Below are 18194 nucleotides of genomic sequence, written 5' to 3'. Positions count from 1 at the left end.
GAGGCACCGGTTTTCGCTAGGATTAGAACACACGTTCGAACACCTGGCCGCGTCTTCCCCACGGATGGGTGTCCCGGTGGCGTGTGCCGGGACTGACAGGAGGCGGATGATGCTGAGGGGAAGTGTCGTGGGACGGTACTACGGGGCGGAGGTGACCGTCGTCGAGGACGAGGGGCGCCCGGCCCGGTTCGTGTGGAACGGCAGGGTGTACGGAGTGCGCAGGATCCTCGAACACTGGGTCACGCTGCGCATGGACTGGACACCGGCGCGTGAGTCCCAGGCGCCCGAGCGCAGGCACTGGCGGGTGGAGGCGGGCACGGCCCAGTCCCAGGGGGTGTACGAACTGCGCCACGACACGGCCACCGGAAGGTGGCTGCTCTCCCGCGTGTGGGGGTAGGGCGCGCTCGGGGGCGGCCCCCGGGCCGGCTCGCCGTGCCCCCACCGGGCCCCGGCTGACGCCGCCCGCCCCGCGCCCGCCCTCCTCCGCGCCGATCCCCGGTGGCGCCGCGCACGCGGTACCCGCTCGGGCGGTGTCCGTTCGTGGGGCAGCCGCCGGGCACGTCCGCTGCGGCCCCGTACGCTCCGCGACCGCGACGCGGCCCCGTCCGCGTGCCCCGTACACTCCGCGACCGCGGGCCGGGGGGCGTGCGGCCCCGGTCGCGTGCCCGGTACGACCGGTGCGGCCGAGGCGCCGCCCGATGCGGCTGGGGAGCACGGTGCGGACGGGGTGCGCCGGTCAGCCCAGGTCGCCGGGGAGCAGGCTGTACACCGCCAGGTCGGCGCGGCCCTCGTGCAGCGGCATCGCGCTGCGTTCGACGCCCTCCAGGCTGAACCCCGACCGCTCCGCGACCCGGCGCGACCCGGTGTTGCCGGTGGCGGCCTTGATCTCCACCCGCTGGAAGCCCTGGTCCAGCGCCCAGCGGGAGACGGCCACGGCGGCCTCCGTCGCGTATCCGCGGCCGCGGCCCCACGGCGAGACCCAGTACCCGACCTCGGTGTTCATCGACGCCCACACGACACGCACCAGGCCCACCGAGCCCACGAGCCGCTTGGACTCCCGCTCGACCATGGCCCACTGCTGTCCCTCACCGCAGGTACGCAGGGCGGGGGCCACCTCACAGCACCACCGCTCGGCCTCCTCCCGGGTGTAGGGCACCCCGGGAAGGGGGAGGGGGAGCCAGCGTTGGAGCTCGGCGTCGGTGCAGGACGCGTGTACGTCGTCGACGTCGCCCTCGACGAACGGGCGCAGCCGCAGGCGCTCGGTCTCCAGGATCACTGACGGCAGTATCGGTCTGTCTTGTGCGATGGTCACGCCTCTCCCCTCGGGTCGGAGTGCGCTCACGATACGCGCAGAGTCCGAGTGCGGCACCCGGGTTTCTCCACGAGCCCCGAGGGGCGGGCCGTACCGCCCCGACCAGGGAGTACCCGTCGGGGCGGCCGTGGACCGCGTGCGGACCACGGCTCCGGCGGGCACCCCCCGTCCGCCTAGGCCAGGCCCGCGATGACGCGCTGGCGGACCGCGCTGTCGAACACCTCGGAGAAGGCGTTGCCCGGGCACTCGGTCTCCAGCCAGTCGCGGTGCCGGGAGATCGCGTCGCCCGGCGTGACCACGCCCGTGCCCGGGTTGACGTACTCGATCTGCCCGGCCGGGTCCACGCCGGTCACCGCGCACAGCACGCGCAGCACGTCGACCAGGGAGTCCTGCGCCGCCCGCGTGGGCAGCTCGTCGGTGAAGTCCCCGAGCAGGCACACGCCCACGTTGCCCTGGTTGAACCCGTAGGCGTGCCCCGCGGTCACCGACTCGGCCCGCCCCGGCCGCGGGATCCCGGAGAAGACCGGCACGCCGTCCTCGCCCGAGTGGCGGCCCTCGTAGACCACCCCGTCGGGGTCGATGAGCACGTGGTAGCCGATGTCCCCCCACAGCTGCTGCACCGCGTGCAGGTAGTACACCGCCCGCACGTCCGCCGCGTGGTCGTCCCCGGTCGGCATCGCGGTGTGGTGCACGGTCAGCGCCTGCACGGGGTGGAACTCCGCCTCCCACAGGTTGTCGCCCTGGTCGTCGAAACGCCAGGACTCGTCGGCGCCCCAGCCCGCGCGGGTGCGGAACGGGACGCTGGTCCGGCCGCGCAGCGTACCGGAGGCCTCCGCGGACAGCGACGCCTGTGCGGGGCCGCCGAAGCGCAGACCCTCTCCGTCGCGCAGGTTCACGGCCGCGGTCCCCCCTCTCGAACGCACCTCGTAACCGGTGGCGCCCTCGGGCGCGCGCACCAGCGCGGCGGCGACCGGGTCCCGGTCGTCGCGGCCCCCGGTGTGCAGGTGCACCGGGTTCCACGAGCCCAGGCCGTCGGCGGTCTCGAAGCGGACCGCCGCGTCGGCCTCTCCGGGGTCACCGGTGACGGCCACCATGTCGAAGCGCAGGTCGGGGCGGACCAGTCCGTGTGAGGCGGAGGGCTCCGCCAGCACGCGGGGGACCGTGCGGTCGCCGCCGGTGTCGGCCAGTGCGGGGCGGGCGGAGGTGAGCGCGGTGCCCAGCGCGGTCAGTCCCGCAGCGGCGGTGGCACCGGCCAGGAGGGTACGCCTTCGCATCGTGTGTCCGTTCTCTCGGATCGGGCGGGGGCCCTGAGGGTGGGAACGCGCACACCCTGACACAGGGCCGTGAGCCGCGCCACCAACGGCACGTCCGAATATGTGGCGAAGGCACCCCCTGTTATCAGAAAGGGCTGCTGATGCCGTATGGTGCGATGTTTTTCCTGCGAAGAAAGGAACATACGGGGTGGGGGAGTACATGGACGCGGGCCACGACCTGCGCCACCACGGTGACGCCGAGGTCGGCGGCGGGCTGCTCGACCTGGCCGTCAACGTGCGGGGCCGGACGCCGCCCGCCTGGCTGGGGCGGCTCCTCGCCGACTCGCTGACCGGCCTGGGCGCCTACCCCGACCCCTCCCGCGCGCGGAAGGCGGTCGCCCGGCGCCACGGACGGGAGCCGGGCGAGGTCCTGCTCACCGCCGGGGCGGCCGAGGCCTTCGTCCTCCTGGCGCGGGTCCTGAACCCCCGGCGGGCGGTCGTCGTGCACCCCCAGTTCACCGAGCCCGAGGCCGCCCTGCGCGCCGCCGGGCACGCCGTGGACCGGGTGCTGCTGGAACCGGACTTCACCCTCGACCCCGCACTGGTCCCCGAGGACGCCGACCTGGTCGTGGTGGGCAACCCGACCAACCCGACCTCCGTGCTCCACCCCGGACCGGTCCTGGCCGGGCTGGCCCGCCCCGGGCGCGTGCTGGTCGTCGACGAGGCCTTCGCCGACTGCGTTCCCGGCGAAACGGAGTCGCTGGCCTCCCGCGGGGACCTGCCGGGCCTGGTGGTGGTGCGCAGCCTCACCAAGACCTGGTCCCTCGCCGGGCTGCGCGCCGGCTACCTGCTCGCCGAACCCGACCTGGTGGCCAGGTTCTCCGAGGCACAGCCCCTGTGGTCGGTGTCCACGCCCGCCCTGGTCGCGGTGGAGGCGTGCTGCAGGCCGGAGGCCCTCGCCGAGGCCGACGCCTGGGCGACGTCCCTGACCGAGCACCGCGACGACCTCGCCGCGGGCCTGCGGAACCTGGGCCTGCGGGTGGTCCCGGGAGCCCGGGCCTCGTTCCTGCTGGTAGCGGACCCTGAGGCGGACCGGCTGCGGGCCCGCCTCAGGGAAGGGGGGATCGCCGTCCGGCGCGGTGACACCTTTCCCGGCCTCGGCCCGGAGTGGTTCCGGGTGGCGGTCCGCGAACCCGCCGTCCACCGGGTCCTGACGGACGCGCTGGGGGAGTTGCTCGACCGGTGAGGCGCGTCCGCGTACGGGGGCCGTGCGCGCGGACGACCGCCGGAGCCAGCGCGCGTTCCCGGGGTTCCCGGCCGCCGCGCCGTCTGGACCGGGCCCGTCGCCGGGGCCGGAGCACGCCCGCAGGGTTCCCGGCCTCGGCCGTGTTTCCCGAGCCTGGCCGTTCCCGGAGCCAGCGCGCACCCGCTCGGTCTCTGGCACAGTTGGTGATGACTCGGAAGCTCCGGCGACCGGGTCGGCACCGGCCGCCCCGGGTCCGCGGGACCCGTGCGGGCGGCACGGAAGCGGCGGACTACGCTTACCGGTCTATGCCGGACGAGGCGGAGACGGGCCCGTCACAACACCTCTTGCGTGGAGCGATCATGACCAGAGACGACCGCGAGGACGCCCGGCGCGGCGAGGAGGGCGGAGCCGAGCCGTCCCGCTGGAAGGGCGGCAGACCCGCCTCGGGAACCGGTCCCCGCCTCGGCGGCCTGTTCGACGGGCTCCCCGAGAGCGGGCGCGGCGCCCGGGCCCAACCCCCGCGCGGCTCCTCGGGCACGGCCAACCCGTTCCGGCAGCGGCCCCGGCCCCCCGCGCCGGCCGACCCCGCGCCACGGGTCCCCTCCGCCCCGGTCTCGCCCTACGGCGCGCTTCCCCTGGACATCCCCCCGGCCCCGCGACCGGAGGCCGAGCCGACGGTCGAGCTCGCGGCGGACGCGCCGTCGCCGACCGGGTCGCCGCACCGGCCCGACGTCATCCCCTTCCGCGGCGGCGAGCGCCCCGCCGGGAGCGATGCGGCCAGCCCGGGAGCCGTGCCGAGTCCGGTTCCCGGGAGCCCCGAGAGCCAGGCGGGCCCGGAGTGGACCGTTCCCTCCGCCGAGTCCGAACATCCGGCGGAGCCCAGCGGTCCGGCCGAGCCGGAGCCCCTGGCCGAGCCGGAGCCCTCGACGGCGCTCGCGGACGCTGCCGCGCTCGCGAGGTCGGCGGTGCTCGCGAAGGCGGCGCGCCCACAGGAGGCGGTGCCCGCGCACGGCACGACGACCGCCCGAGCCGCCGCACCCGCCCGCCCGGTCACGCCCGCACGTCCGGCCGTACCCGTCCGTCCAGCGGCGCCCGCCCGCCAGGGCGCCCCCGCCCAACCGCCGGCGCCCCCGCGCCCCGCCGAACCCGTGCACACCGCGGCGTCCGCGCACCCCGCCGCGCCCCCGAACACCGAGGTACCCGCCCGCCCGGACACGCCCGCACCCCCTGTGGCTTCCGCCCGCCCGGCCACGTCCGCGCCCCCCACGGGGCCTGCCCGCCCGGCTGCTCCCACCCGTCCGGCGGTACCCGCACGCCCGGCTACGCACCCCGCCCGGACCGTCCGCCCGCCCGGGACCACCACCGACCCGGAGGAAGCGGGGGCCGGGGCCGCCGGAGCACCGACCACAGACCACGGACGCGCGGAACAGCACTCCGCGACCACCGAGCCGGAGCAGAGCATGCACGCACACGAACCATCCGAGCCCCTGCCCGGGCCCGCCGGGCCTCCTGTCCAGACCGCCCCCGAGCCCGCGGCCGCGTCCACCGCCCAGGCTCCCGAGCGGGCCGGCAACGGCTCCGTCCACGCCTACGGCGAGGCCGAGCGCGCCGCCGTCTACCGGGCCATCCGCGAACGCCGCGACGTCCGGACGGGCTTTCGGCCCGACCCCGTGCCCCACGACGTGCTCATCCGCGTCCTGGAGGCCGCCCACCAGGCCCCAAGCGTCGGCGACTCCCAGCCCTGGGACTTCCTGGTCATCGAGGACCCCGGCCTGCGCGCCCGCGTGGGCGACCTCGCCGCGGCCGAGCGCGAGGACCACGCCCACGCACCGCCGGGCGTCCGCGCCCGCGCCTTCGCCGGACTCAAGGCCGAGGCGGTCCTCGACGCGCCCCTCAACATCGCCGTCACCGTCGACCCCACACGGGGAGGACGGCACGCCCGGGGCCGCCACGCCCGCCCCCTGAGCGCCGACCACGCCGCGGCGCTCGCCGTGGAGAACCTCTGGATCGCCGCGCGCGCCGAGGGGCTGGGCGTCGGCTGGCTCACCTTCGTCGACGAGCGCGACGTCGCCCGCGCCCTCGAACTCCCCGCCCACCTGGACGTGGCCGCCTACCTGTGCGTCGGCTACGTGGAGGAGTTCCCCGCCGAGTCCGAGCTCAGCCTCTCCGGCTGGGCCAGGGAGCGCCCCCTGTCCTGGGCGGTGCACCACGACCGCTACGGCCGCCGCGGTCTGCCCGGCCGGGAACCCACGAGCCTGCTGGAGGAGACCATCACCGCCGTCGGAGCGCTGGACACCCGCGCGATGGAGGAGGCCAGGGACCGCCAGGACCGGATGACCAAGCCGCCCGGCTCCCTCGGCTTCCTGGAGGAGGTCTCGGTCCAGCTGGCCGGGATCTCCGGGCAGTGCCCGCCGCCGATCCCCGACCCGGCCGCCGTCGCCGTGTTCGCGGGCGACCACGGCGTGCACGCCCAGGGGGTGACCCACTGGCCCCAGGAGGTCACCGCCCAGATGGTGCACAACTTCCTGGAGGGCGGCGCCGTCGTCAACGCCTTCGCCGCCCAGGTCGGCGCCGAGGTCACCGTCGTGGACGTCGGCGTGGCCGCGGACCTGCCCCGTGCCCCCGGCCTGCTGGCCCGCAAGGTCGCGCGCGGCACCGCCGACCTCACCCAGGGGCCAGCGCTCACCCGCGAGCAGACCCTCCAGGCCCTGGAGTGCGGCATCGAGGTCGCCCGCGACCTGGTCTCCGCGGGCAACCGCTGCCTGGTCACCGGCGACATGGGCATCGCCAACACCACCCCGGCCGCCGCCCTGGTGTGCGCCTTCACCGGAGCCGACCCCGCGCACGCCACGGGACGGGGCACCGGTGTGGACGACGCCGTGTACGCCCACAAGGTCGACGTGGTGCGCCGTGCCCTGGCCGAGCACCCCGTCGACCCGGCCGACCCCATCGGCACCCTGGCCGCCCTGGGCGGCCTGGAGCACGCCGCCCTGGCGGGGTTCGTGCTCGGCGGCGCGGCCCTGCGCGTCCCGGTGCTGCTGGACGGGGTCATCGCCGGATCGGCCGCCCTGGCCGCCGCCGCGATCTCCCCGGAGGCCCTCAGCGCCTGCTTCGCCGGGCACCGCTCCAGCGAGCCCGGGCACAGCCTGGCCCTGGAGCACCTGGGCCTGCGCCCCCTGGTCGACCTGGAGATGCGCCTGGGCGAGGGCTCCGGAGCGCTGCTGGCACTGCCGCTGCTCCAGAGCGCGGCGCGTGTCCTGCACGACGTCGCCACCTTCGACGACGCGGGCGTCTCCACCGCCCCCTGACCTGGGGCGCCCCACCGTCCCCCGCCCGCACCGGCCCCCGGTGCGGGCGGGCTCACACCCCCGTTGCGGGACCCGTTTACACCCGCGTAATACCTCTTTGACAAGGTACTTTTGGAGCAATCGCCGAACTATCGCCGGCGGCTGGCGGTCCTCCTCCGCCAGCACCCCGCCGTCGTCGCCGGGGACCGGCACGGACGACCGAAGGGGCGCGACACATGACCTATCTCCTTGGTTTGCGCATGCGGGGACGCGACGTCCTCGTCGTCGGAGGGGGCAGGGTCGCCCAGCGGCGCGTCCCCGTGCTCATCGAGGCCGGGGCCCGCGTCACCCTCGTCTCCCCCGAGGCCTCGGCGGCCCTGGAGGACCTCGCCTCGGCCGGACGCCTCACCTGGCACCGGCGGCCCTACGCCCCCGGCGACGTCGCGGGCCCGGACGCCCCCGCCCACTGGCTCGTGCACGCCGCCACCGACGACCCCCGCGTCAACGCCGCCGTCGCCGAGGAGGCCGAGAACGCCCGCGTGTGGTGCGTGCGCGCCGACGACCGCCACGCCTCCTCCGCCTGGACCCCCGCCAGCGGCAGCGCGGCCGGGGTCACCGTGGGCGTCGTCGCCTCCGGAGACCCCCGCCGCTCGGCCGGACTGCGCGACGCCGTCGTCGACGGCCTCGCCGACGGCACCCTCGACGCCCGCCGCGGACGCGAGCGCCTGCGCGGCGTCGCGCTCGTGGGAGGAGGTCCCGGCGACCCCGGCCTGATCACGGTGCGGGGACAGCAGCTCCTCTCCCAGGCCGACGTGGTGGTGGTCGACCGGCTCGCCCCCACCTCCCTCCTGGACCGCCTGCCCGCCGACGTCGAGATCGTCGACGCCGCCAAGATCCCCTACGGCCGGTCCATGACCCAGGAGGAGATCAACGCGACCCTGGTCGACCGCGCCGGACGCGGGAAGTTCGTGGTGCGGCTCAAGGGCGGCGACTCCTTCCTCTTCGGCCGCGGCGGCGAGGAGGCCGCCGCCTGCGCCGCCGCGGGGATCCCCGTCATCGCCGTGCCCGGTGTGACCAGCGCGCTCGCCGCCCCGGCCAGCGCGGGCATCCCCGCCACCCACCGCGGCGTGGCCCAGGACCTGCACATCGTCTCCGCGCACGTGCCCCCCGGGGACGGGCGCTCCACGGTCGACTGGGCCGGACTCGCCCGCGCGGGCGGTACCGTCGTCGTCCTCATGGGGGTGGAGCGGATCGAGGCGATCGCCGAGGCCCTCGTCTCCCACGGCAGATCCGCCGACACCCCCGTGGCGGTGGTACAGGAGGCCACACTGCCGGGGCAGCGGACCGTCACCGGTACGCTGGCCACCATCGCCGCCGCGGCCCGATCGGCCGGAGTGCGGCCCCCCGCGGTGGTGATCATCGGAGAAGTGGTCAAAACAGCGCGGGATCTTGACATACTGCACACGGGAAACCAGTTCGAGACCCGTCGACTGGCGACCGGGCGCGATCTCCAGTGAGACCTCCGCCCGCGGCGTACGTCGCTCCGCGGCGGGAACCGTCAGCACCGATGAGGAGGGCACCCCGATCATGACCCGGCCGTCGGCCGCACCGGGGACCAACGGTCCCGGCGCTCCGGACCGGTTCGGAACCGGACCGGCCGCCACCTCCGAACAGCCCGCCCAGGGCTCCGCACCCGCGCGCGAGGCGGACACCGAGGCCGTCGGCGCCCGACGGGGGCCCACCGTGCCGCTCGCCGCCGGACCGGCCAAGCACCGCGCCCCCCAACCCGAAGAGAACCACTTCGAACAGGTCCTGGAAGCACTGCGCAAGCACATCCGGGACCTGGAGTTCGCCGAGGGCCTGCCCAGTGACGAGGAGGGCCGCGCCCTCCAGGCGGACGTGCTCGCCCAGCTCTCCGACTACGTCCTGCCCCGGGTCCGCCGCCCCGACATCCCGCTGCTGATCGCGGTCGCCGGATCCACCGGAGCGGGCAAGTCCACCCTGGTCAACAGCCTGGTCGGCGAACAGGTCACCACCACGGGCGTGCGCCGCCCCACCACCAACAGCCCCGTCCTGGCCTGCAACCCCGCCGACGTCGACTGGTTCAGCGAGGCCTCCTTCATCCCCTCCCTGCCGCGCGTGCGCCAGCAGGGCCTGGCCATGCCGGGCAAGGACGGCATGCTCGTGCTCGCCGCCACCGAGGCCATGCCCCCGGGCGTGGCCCTGCTCGACACCCCCGACGTCGACTCCGCCGTCGCCGCGCACCACGAGTTCGCGGCCAAGTTCCTCGACGCCGCCGACCTGTGGGTGTTCGTCACCACCAGCAGCCGCTACGCCGACGCGCGCGTGTGGGAGTTCCTCCAGGTCGCCCGCGACCGCGACACCTCCCTGGCCGTCGTGCTCTCCCGGGTGCCGCGCAGGGGCAGGCGACAGCTCCTGGACCACTTCGGCGCGATGCTGGAGGCCAACGGCCTGGGCGCGGCCGCGCGGTTCGCCATCCCCGAGACCGACCAGATCCGGGGCGAGCGCTTCACCTCCAACGTCGCCGACCACATCCGCGACTACCTGGCGGAGGTCGCGGGCGAGGCCGAGCAGCGCGACCGCGTCTCACGGCGCACCTTCATCGGCGTCATCGACAGCTTCCGGACGCGGGTGCCCGAACTGGCCCGCCAGGTGGAGGCGCAGATCGAGACCGGCCGCACCCTCACCGCCGCCGTCGACGACTCCTACGCCGCCGCCCGCGACCGCGTCGACACCAGCCTGGCCGACGGCTCCCTGCTGCGCGGATCGCTGCTGGCCCGCTGGCAGGAGGTGGCGGCCGGGGGAGAGCTCACCAGGAGCCTGCGCCCGCGCGGCAGGCGCACGCGCCTGGGCGGCCGCGCCGAACAGGCAGAGCGCGGCCAGCGGGTCGGTGCCCTGGAGCGCGCCATCCGCGACGGCCTGGAGGCCCTGGTGGTCTCCACCTGCGAACGCGCCTCCGACGAGGTCGAGCGCAGGTGGCGCGAGGTCCCCGGCGGCGGCGACCTCGCCTCCAAGGCCCTCAACCAACCCGGCACCGGCCTGCTCTCACAGCAGATCCGCCAGGAGATCACCGAGTGGCAGCGCGGCGTCGCCGAGATGACCACCGCCAGCGGCGCCACCAAGCGCTCCGTGGCGCGGTTCGTCACCTTCGACCACGACGTCGTCGCCCTGGTCCTGATCATCGACCTGCTCGGTTACGAGCGGTCCCGCTCCGGAGGCGGCGCCCACGCGGCCGAGGCCTCCGGCCCTTCCCCGCAGCGCCTGCTCAAGGGGCTGTTCGGCGCCCAGTCACTGCGTAGCATTGGCGCAGCGGCACGGGACGACCTGCGCCAGCGCGTCCAGGGCCTGCTCGACCGCGAGCGCGTGCCCTTCGACAGCGCCCTGGCGTCTGCCGCGATCCCGTCCGAGGACACCGCCGTCCAGCTCTACCAGGCCACGTACAACCTTGAGATTGCACGATGACGACTCAATGGAACCCCGCGCAGGCGCACGGGGAGCCCGGTGCGCACGCCCGCGCCGAGGACGAGGACCGCGAGAGCGGACAGAGCGCGTCCGGCGCCGGTGACGACGGGCGCCCCCGCGGCGACGAGGCGTCCGGGCCCTGGCGCGGGTACACCATGCCGGTGCCCGAGCACCCCGACCACGCCGTGTCCGAGGCGGGCTCCGAGGATCCCGCCTACGACGGCATCGCGGCCTACCCCGACCCCTCGGGCGCCGGGGCTCCGCACCGGGGCGTCCAGAGCGACCAGGGCGCTCCGCGCGGTACGGACGCGGAGCCGGAGGGCCCGGCGCCGTCCCCCGCCGCGCAGCGGCGCTCTGGGCGCCACGCGCGGTCCCTCGCCGACAGGGAGCGCGAGGCGGTCCGCCGTCCCGCCGAGGACCACCACGAGGACCCCGACGGACTCGCCGGATGGGTGGGCAGCCTCGCCGAGGCCGCCGACGACACCCGTATCGCCGGGCGCGCCACCGGCGCCTTCCCGGTCGTCGGCCAGCAGCCCGAGGACGGGGGCGAGGACCAGGCGCCGCCCCGTGCGCGGGAGACCTCCCCGGAACCGGGTGAGCACGAGGCGTCCGAGGAGCCCGCGCCGACCGGATCCGGCGCCGCGGAGGGGATCGAGCCGCTGCCCCGCCGCGTCCCCGGCCCCTCCGCGGTCTCCGGGGCCTTCCGCGCCGTGGGCGCCGACACCGCCGCCGACGCGGAGGAGGACGAGGAGTACCGTCCCACCACCCACGACACCTGGCACTCCACCCGCTCCACCACCCGGGCCGAGCTGATCGAGCGCCTGGACGCGCTGTCCACCCTCACCGAACTGGGCCGCGACGACCTGCCGCAGGAACTCGTCGCCCGGTCCACCCAACTGCTCGACCACGCCGGGGCACGGCTGCGGCTGTCGGGCGACCACACCGTGGTCGCCCTGGCGGGCGGTACCGGCAGCGGCAAGTCCTCGCTGTTCAACGCCCTGTGCGGGCTCCAGCTGTCGCAGACCGGCGTCACCCGGCCCACCACCTCCAAGGCGCACGCCTGCGTGTGGGGCCACGAGGGGGCCGACGCCCTCCTGGGCTGGCTGGGCGTCCCGACCCGCTACCGCCACTCGCGCACCAGCGTCCTGGACACGGGCAACTCCGAGCTGACCGGCCTGGTCCTGCTCGACCTGCCCGACCACGACTCCGTCCGCAGCATGCACACCGCCGAGGCCGACCGCCTCATCGGCTCGGTCGACCTGCTGGTGTGGGTGCTCGACCCGCAGAAGTACGCCGACGCCGCGGTGCACCACCGCTACCTGGCCCAGATGGCCGGGCACGGCGCGGTCACCGTCGCCGTCCTCAACCAGGTCGACAAGGTCGAGCCCGCCGAGCTGGAGGAACTGCTCACCGACCTGCGCCGCCTGCTGGAGACGGAGTCGGGGGTGCACCCGCGGGTGATCACCACGTCCACGCTCACCGGCCAGGGCATCCGCGACCTGCGCGAGTTCCTCGCCGAGACGGTGCGCGAGCGGCGCGCGCTGGTGGACCGGCTGGCCGCCGACCTGGACCAGGTGGTCGAGCCCTTCGGGGAGTTCCAGGGCGAGGGCGCGGTGCCCGAGGCGGTCCCGGCCCAGGTGCGCGCCCGCGTCCAGGAGGGACTGGCCAACGCGGCCGGTGTGGCGGCGGTCGCCGACGTCACCGAGACCAACGACGTCCGGCGCGGCAGACGCCAGGTCGGCTGGCCGGTGGCCCGCCGCTCGCTGCGGCTGGGCAAGGACCCGCTCGCCGCGGTCCAGCTGGACTTCCTGCGCCGCGACAGCGGCAGCGGTGTGGGCGGCCCGGTGGACGCGCACGAGGCCGAGCTGGAGACCGCGCTGGGCGAGGCCGCCGACAGTGTCTCGGAGGGCATGCCCCCGATGTGGCGCCGCCGCATGCGCGCCGTGGCCCGCGGCGCCGTTCCCGAGCTGCCCGCCGAACTGGGGCAGGCCGTGGCCGGGGCGGTCGGCGATCCCGACCGGAGCCCGTCGTGGTGGAAGGTCGCCCGTGCGGCCCAGTACGCGCTGCTCGCGGTCGCGGGCCTGGGCCTGGCCTGGGCCGTCGTGACCCTGTCGAGCTGGCTGGGCGGCGGCATCACCGGCCTGGTGGTGTTCGACGACCCGGTGTTCGCCGCCTACTCCGGCGTCCTGGTGGTCGCGGCCCTGCTGGTGGGGTGGCTGACCGGGGTGGGCTGCGGCAACCTCGTCGAGGTGGCCGCGGTCCAGCGCCGCGAGGACGTGGAGCGCACGGCCTCCGCCCGGGTCCGGGAGATCACCGGGCTGCGCGTCGTGGAGCCCCTGGAGGCCGAACTGGCCAGGTACCGGGCGTTCCGGGCGGCCTACGAGGTGGCCAGGACGGCGGACTGACCCCGGGGTCCGGAGGGGCGCTGACGCCCCGACCGGAGCCCCACCGCGTTTCCGAGGCCGGGGACGGGCGGCACCGCGCCGCCCGTCCCCGGTGATCTTCACTCAGCTGTAACGGGTTCTAGACCCAGACAGTGCCGTTGTACATGTGTGCTCCTTGTAGTGAGTGCCGTGGGGGCCCAGGCGTTCGGGGTGTCAGGCGGTCGACACGCCGTGCCACGCAGTGGCTACCGTGGAGGGTCCCTACGGCAGGATGCCCTAGATCACCGCTGAGCCCAACCCCGTGAAAACCGGGTGCCTCGGCCGTAAGCCGTTACCCATGGAGATCACACAATCAGCAATTAAGTTATTACCCAACGTAATGTAAAGTGGAGCGTGTTGCGGGACTGACGTGCCGCACCGCTGTCGGGCTCCGACACCCCGTTGTCGTAACCGACTGGCACCGTAAGGGAACGCGCGGCGAAACAACCCCGTCGAAGGGAGAACCGTGGGAGGCGGTGGACCCATCAGAGGCGGGTGTAGGAGTCGGACGGTGGAGAGCGATGTGAGGAGGGAGGCGCAACGGTGAGCATCTCTGAGAAGCCGATCGCGCCGGCCGGGCGTCCTGAGGACGAACGTCCGCGCTGGCCGATCCTCCAGCAGCCACGCGGACTGATCGTCTACATGGCTCTGCTCGTGTCCGCGACGCTGTTCCTGTTCGGAGGCGCGGTGGCGCTGACCGCCCCCGCGGTGATGGACCTGGTCACCCTGGTCGCGCTGCTGACGGGCGCCGTGCTCTGCGTGGAGGCGGGCCGCCGCCTCGGCACGCCGGCCGGGATCAACCGGGACTTCCTGGGGGCCTGGTGGTTTCCGGCGGTCCTCCTGCTGCCGCCGCTGTACGCGCTGATCCTCCCGGTGCCCGTCTTCCTGATGCTCCAGTACCGCACGCGCCGGGCGCTGCTCCACCGGCGGGTGTTCAACGCCGCCTCCATCGCCCTGTCCGGGTTCCTGGCCTCGGTGACCTGGCACTCGATCTGGGGCGGCGGCCTCGTCGACGGGCTCAGCGGCACCCCCGGCGCGCACGAGTACCTGACCACGGGCCCCGGCGTGCTCGTCGCCGTGCTGTGCTGCACGGGGTTCACCGTCCTCAACAACCTGCTCGTCGCGGTGGCCGCGCGGATCAGCAGCGGCCCCGGGCACACCCTGCGGCCCATGTGGGACCGCGAGGCCCTCATCGTGGACGCCGTCGAGTTATGTGTCGGCGTCACCGTCGCCATCCTCGCGCACCTGTCGCTGTTCCTGCTGGTCATCGCGGTCCCCCCCGTGCTGCTGCTCCAGCGCAGCCTGATGTACCAGCAGCTCCAGATGGCGGCGCGGACCGATCCCAAGACCGGCCTGCTCAACGCCCCCACCTGGGAGCAGGAGGCGTCGGTGGAGATCGCCAGGGCCCGCTCCTCGCGGGGCAGGGCGGCGGTGCTGATCATCGACATCGACCACTTCAAGAGGGTCAACGACAACCACGGGCACCTGTTCGGCGACCAGGTGCTGCTCGGCGTGGCCACCACCATCGCCCAGCAGCTGCGCCAGTCCGACCTGCTCGGCCGGTTCGGCGGAGAGGAGTTCGTGGTGCTGCTGCCCGGCTCCGACACCGCCGAGGCCTGGCGGGCCGCCGAGCGCCTGCGCTCCCAGGTGGGACGCATGGAGATCGCGGTGGACGACGTGCCGGTGTCCATCACCATCTCGATCGGCGCGGCCGTCATCGGCGACCACGGCAACGACCTGGTGGAGCTGCTCACCGCGGCCGACCTCGCGCTCTACCGGGCCAAGGAGACCGGCCGCAACCGCGTGTGCCTGCCCGCCGGGCGCACCGGGAGCGGCGGCAAGATCCCGGGGCCGCGGGGAGGCGAGATCTCCGGTCAGACGGATCCCAAGGACCCCACCGAGCACACCGAACTTCCGTGACCCGCGGTTTCGTGGTCCGGCGGAGTTGTCCACAGCGCGAAGAAGGGCGTTGCGCCCGAACCGTCGGATCACGCACCGTGAAGATATGCACTCTGACCAGCCGCACCACTCCCTCGGCCCCTCCGACCCCCGACGCCCCCTCGACTCCGCGCGGGCTCCCGACCGTCCCGCCCCGTCCGACCGTTCGACCGCGCCCGGGCGCTCCCCGGGCGAAGGCGCCCCCGTTCCCCCGCCCCGGAGCCCCGGCGGGCCGGGGCCGACCGGCCCCGCGGCGGCGGGCGCGGCCCTCACCCTCACCAACCCGACCGACATCATCGCGACCCTGCCCTACCTGGTGGGCACGCCGCCCGATCCGGGGATCGTGGTCCTCGCCGTGCGCGACAAGGGCGTGCACTCGGCGTTCTGCGCGGACCTGGAGCGCCTGGCCGCCTCCGGCGACCCGTTGGAACGCGCGGTCGTCCCCGTGGACATGGCCGTCGCTGAGGGCTGCACCGCCCTGGTGGCCGTGGCCTACGGGCCGCCCGAACGGGTCACGCCCTACGTGGACGGGATCCTGTCCGCCGCCCGGAGCCGCGGCCTGACCGTCGTCGACGCCCTGCGGGTCACCGGCGGCCGGTACTGGTCCTACACCTGTGCCAGGGCCGACTGCTGTCCGGTGGAGGGGACCGTGGTCAACGTGGACCGCTCCACCGTCCCGGCCAGCGCGGTCCTGCACGGGATCGTCCCGGTCCAGCCGCTCTCCGGGGTCACGGCCGAGATCGAGCGGGTGCGGGAGGTGCTGCGGCCCGTGCACGGTTCCGAACGCGCCGCGATGGACGTGGTCGCCGAGGAGGTGCAGGCGCGCGCCCGACGGCTCCTGGAACAGGGGATGCGGGGCTCGCTCACCGACCGCGGTCTGAGCGCCGTGCTCGCGGCGGTGCGGGCCGAACGGGCGGGCCGGGGCGTCACCGACCGGGAGGAACTGGCCTGGCTGGGGGTCTACCTGGGTGAGATCCGGGTGCGTGACGAGGCGTGGGCGCGCATCACCGCCGAGGCGGCCCCCGTGCACCAGGAACTGTGGGCCAGGGTCACCCGCCACCTGCCCCGGCACCAGCGCGCGGCGCCCGCCTCGCTGCTGGCGGTCGCCGCCTGGCAGCGCGGGGACGAGCCCCTGGCCGCCGCGGCGCTGGAGGTGGCCCTGGCCGCCGACCCCGGCTACTCCATGGCGGTGCTGATGAGCCGGGCCCTGGCCTGGGGGCTGCCCGTGGAGCGCTGGCGTGAGTTCACGCCCCGCTGGCTGCGGGCGAGGAGCCAGCGGCCGCAGGAGTGAGGGGACGCGGCCTTCGCGGGCGCGGCCGGGCCCGTCCGGCGGACCCCACCGCCCCGATCCGGCGGGACCCCTGTACGGAACCGGGTCCCACTCCCCGTGCGGAACGGGCCCCGCCTCGGCCGTGGGGCGGTGGCCTTGTGGCCGCGACGGAGGCCCCGGACCGGTCTCACCGCCCCGGGCCGTGGAGCCGCGGCCTTCTCGGTCGCGACCGCCGCCCGGAACCGGCTCCCGCGGGCCCGGGCCATGGCGGGGGCATTGGCCGCGACACCCTAGGCTTGGACTCATGCCGGAGTACATCTACACCATGAACAACGTGCGCAAGGCGCACGGCGACAAAGTCGTCCTGGACAACGTTTCGGGGTCGTTCCTGCCCGGAGCCAAGATCGGCGTCGTGGGCCCCAACGGTGCGGGTAAGTCGACGCTTCTGAAGATCATGGCCGGCATCGAGCAGCCGTCCAACGGCGAGGCGAGGCTCATGCCCGGTTTCACCGTCGGACTGCTCGCGCAGGAACCCCACCTCGACCCGGACAAGACCGTCCTGGAGAACGTCGAGGACGGCGTCGCCGAGACCAAGGCGATGCTGACCCGCTTCAACGAGATCGCCGAGCAGATGGCGACGGACTACTCCGACGACCTGCTCGAGGAGATGGGCAAGCTCCAGGAGCAGCTCGACCACCGGGGCGCCTGGGACCTGGACAGCCAGCTGGAGCAGGCGATGGACGCGCTGCGCTGCCCGCCCGGCGACGCCTCCGTCACCCAGCTCTCCGGTGGCGAGAAGCGCCGCGTGGCCCTGTGCAAGCTCCTGCTGGAGCAGCCCGACCTGCTGCTGCTCGACGAGCCCACCAACCACCTCGACGCCGAGAGTGTGAACTGGCTGGAGCAGCACCTGGCCAAGTACCCGGGCACCATCATCGCGATCACACACGACAGGTACTTCCTGGACCACGTCGCCACGTGGATCCTGGAGCTGGACCGGGGCCAGTTCTACCCCTACGAGGGCAACTACAGCGTCTACCTGGAGACTAAGCAGGCCCGCCTGAAGGTCGAGGGGCAAAAGGACGCCAAGAAGGCCAAGCGGCTCAAGGACGAGCTGGAGTGGGTCCGCTCCAACGCCAAGGCCCGCCAGACCAAGAGCAAGGCCCGCCTCCAGCGCTACGAGGAGATGGCCGCCGAGGCCGACAAGACCCGCAAGCTGGACTTCGAGGAGATCCAGATCCCGCCGGGCCCGCGCCTGGGCAACACCGTGGTCGAGGTCAAGAACCTCACCAAGGGCTTCGGCGACCGCGTGCTCATCGAGGACCTGAGCTTCTCGCTGCCGCCCAACGGCATCGTCGGCGTCATCGGCCCCAACGGTGTCGGCAAGACGACGCTGTTCAAGATGATCGTCGGCGAGGAGACCCCCGACCAGGGCAGGATCAACGTCGGCGAGACCGTCGAGATCTCCTACGTCGACCAGTACCGCGGCCGCATCGACGACACCAAGAACGTCTGGGAGACCGTCTCCGACGGCGAGACCTTCATCCAGGTCGGCAAGGTCGAGATCCCCAGCCGCGCCTACGTCGCCGCGTTCGGCTTCAAGGGCTCCGACCAGCAGAAGCCGTCCGGTGTGCTCTCCGGCGGTGAGCGCAACCGCGTGAACCTGGCGCTCACCCTCAAGCAGGGCGGCAACCTGCTGCTCCTGGACGAGCCCACCAACGACCTGGACGTGGAGACCCTCGGCTCGCTGGAGAACGCGCTGCTGGACTTCCCCGGCTGCGCCGTGATCACCTCCCACGACCGCTGGTTCCTCGACCGCGTCGCCACGCACATCCTCGCGTGGGAGGGCGACGCCAACTGGTACTGGTTCGAGGGCAACTTCGAGTCCTACGAGAAGAACAAGGTCGAGCGCCTGGGCCCGGACGCCGCGCGCCCGCACGCGGTCACCCACCGCAAGCTCACCCGCGACTGACCGGCCGGGGCCG

At 74.5% G+C, this 18194-nt stretch carries 11 protein-coding genes; 9 read left to right on the top strand and 2 right to left on the bottom strand.

Going from position 1 to position 18194, the window contains the following annotated elements:
* The first annotated feature begins 106 nt into the window (after positions 1-106).
* Positions 107-397: a DUF6504 family protein gene (locus NDAS_RS17015; RefSeq protein WP_013154448.1), complete on the top strand. Its 291-nt coding sequence runs from the start codon at positions 107-109 to the stop codon at positions 395-397.
* Positions 398-736: 339 nt separating this feature from the next.
* On the opposite strand, the gene NDAS_RS17010 is transcribed toward NDAS_RS17015, so the two are convergent.
* Both NDAS_RS17010 and NDAS_RS17005 read right to left on the bottom strand, forming a co-directional pair.
* On the bottom strand, positions 737-1312 hold the full coding sequence (locus NDAS_RS17010) for a GNAT family N-acetyltransferase (protein ID WP_013154447.1): 576 nt from the start codon (positions 1310-1312) through the stop codon (positions 737-739).
* Positions 1313-1485: 173 nt separating this feature from the next.
* Positions 1486-2586: a peptidoglycan recognition protein family protein gene (locus NDAS_RS17005; protein ID WP_013154446.1), complete on the bottom strand. Its 1101-nt coding sequence runs from the start codon at positions 2584-2586 to the stop codon at positions 1486-1488.
* Between the two features lie 199 nt (positions 2587-2785).
* On the opposite strand from NDAS_RS17005, the gene cobC reads away from it, so the two are divergent.
* From cobC to ettA, 8 genes are all read left to right on the top strand, one after another.
* The gene (gene cobC, locus NDAS_RS17000; protein ID WP_041553206.1) at positions 2786-3811 is read left to right on the top strand and encodes an Rv2231c family pyridoxal phosphate-dependent protein CobC; all 1026 of its coding nucleotides are present in this window, start codon (positions 2786-2788) and stop codon (positions 3809-3811) included.
* A gap of 359 nt (positions 3812-4170) precedes the next feature.
* Positions 4171-7119 carry a nicotinate-nucleotide--dimethylbenzimidazole phosphoribosyltransferase gene (cobT, locus tag NDAS_RS16995; protein ID WP_013154444.1) on the top strand — a complete coding sequence of 983 codons (2949 nt, stop codon included), beginning with the start codon at positions 4171-4173 and terminating at the stop codon, positions 7117-7119.
* A 215-nt stretch (positions 7120-7334) separates the two neighbouring features.
* Positions 7335-8615, top strand: coding sequence for a uroporphyrinogen-III C-methyltransferase (cobA, locus tag NDAS_RS16990; RefSeq protein ID WP_013154443.1), 1281 nt, complete (start codon positions 7335-7337; stop codon positions 8613-8615).
* 70 nt (positions 8616-8685) lie between these two features.
* A complete protein-coding gene (locus tag NDAS_RS16985) occupies positions 8686-10581 on the top strand; it encodes a dynamin family protein (RefSeq protein WP_013154442.1) in 1896 nt (631 codons plus the stop codon).
* Positions 10578-12986, top strand: a complete 2409-nt coding sequence (locus NDAS_RS16980; protein ID WP_013154441.1) for a YfjP family GTPase — start codon at positions 10578-10580, stop codon at positions 12984-12986. The genes NDAS_RS16985 and NDAS_RS16980 overlap by 4 nt, the downstream gene beginning before the upstream one ends.
* Positions 12987-13547: 561 nt before the next feature.
* A complete protein-coding gene (locus NDAS_RS16975; RefSeq protein ID WP_041552826.1) occupies positions 13548-14924 on the top strand; it encodes a GGDEF domain-containing protein in 1377 nt (458 codons plus the stop codon).
* A gap of 85 nt (positions 14925-15009) precedes the next feature.
* Positions 15010-16233 carry a DUF4192 domain-containing protein gene (locus NDAS_RS16970; protein ID WP_013154439.1) on the top strand — a complete coding sequence of 408 codons (1224 nt, stop codon included), beginning with the start codon at positions 15010-15012 and terminating at the stop codon, positions 16231-16233.
* Positions 16234-16516: 283 nt separating this feature from the next.
* The gene (gene ettA, locus NDAS_RS16965) at positions 16517-18181 is read left to right on the top strand and encodes an energy-dependent translational throttle protein EttA (RefSeq protein ID WP_013154438.1); all 1665 of its coding nucleotides are present in this window, start codon (positions 16517-16519) and stop codon (positions 18179-18181) included.
* The last annotated feature ends 13 nt before the right edge of the window (positions 18182-18194 follow it).

This window comes from Nocardiopsis dassonvillei subsp. dassonvillei DSM 43111 (assembly GCF_000092985.1).
Taxonomy (GTDB): Bacteria; Actinomycetota; Actinomycetes; order Streptosporangiales; family Streptosporangiaceae; genus Nocardiopsis; species Nocardiopsis dassonvillei.
Note: the sequence above shows the minus strand (reverse complement) of the source record. Positions and strands in the feature narration are given on the sequence as shown.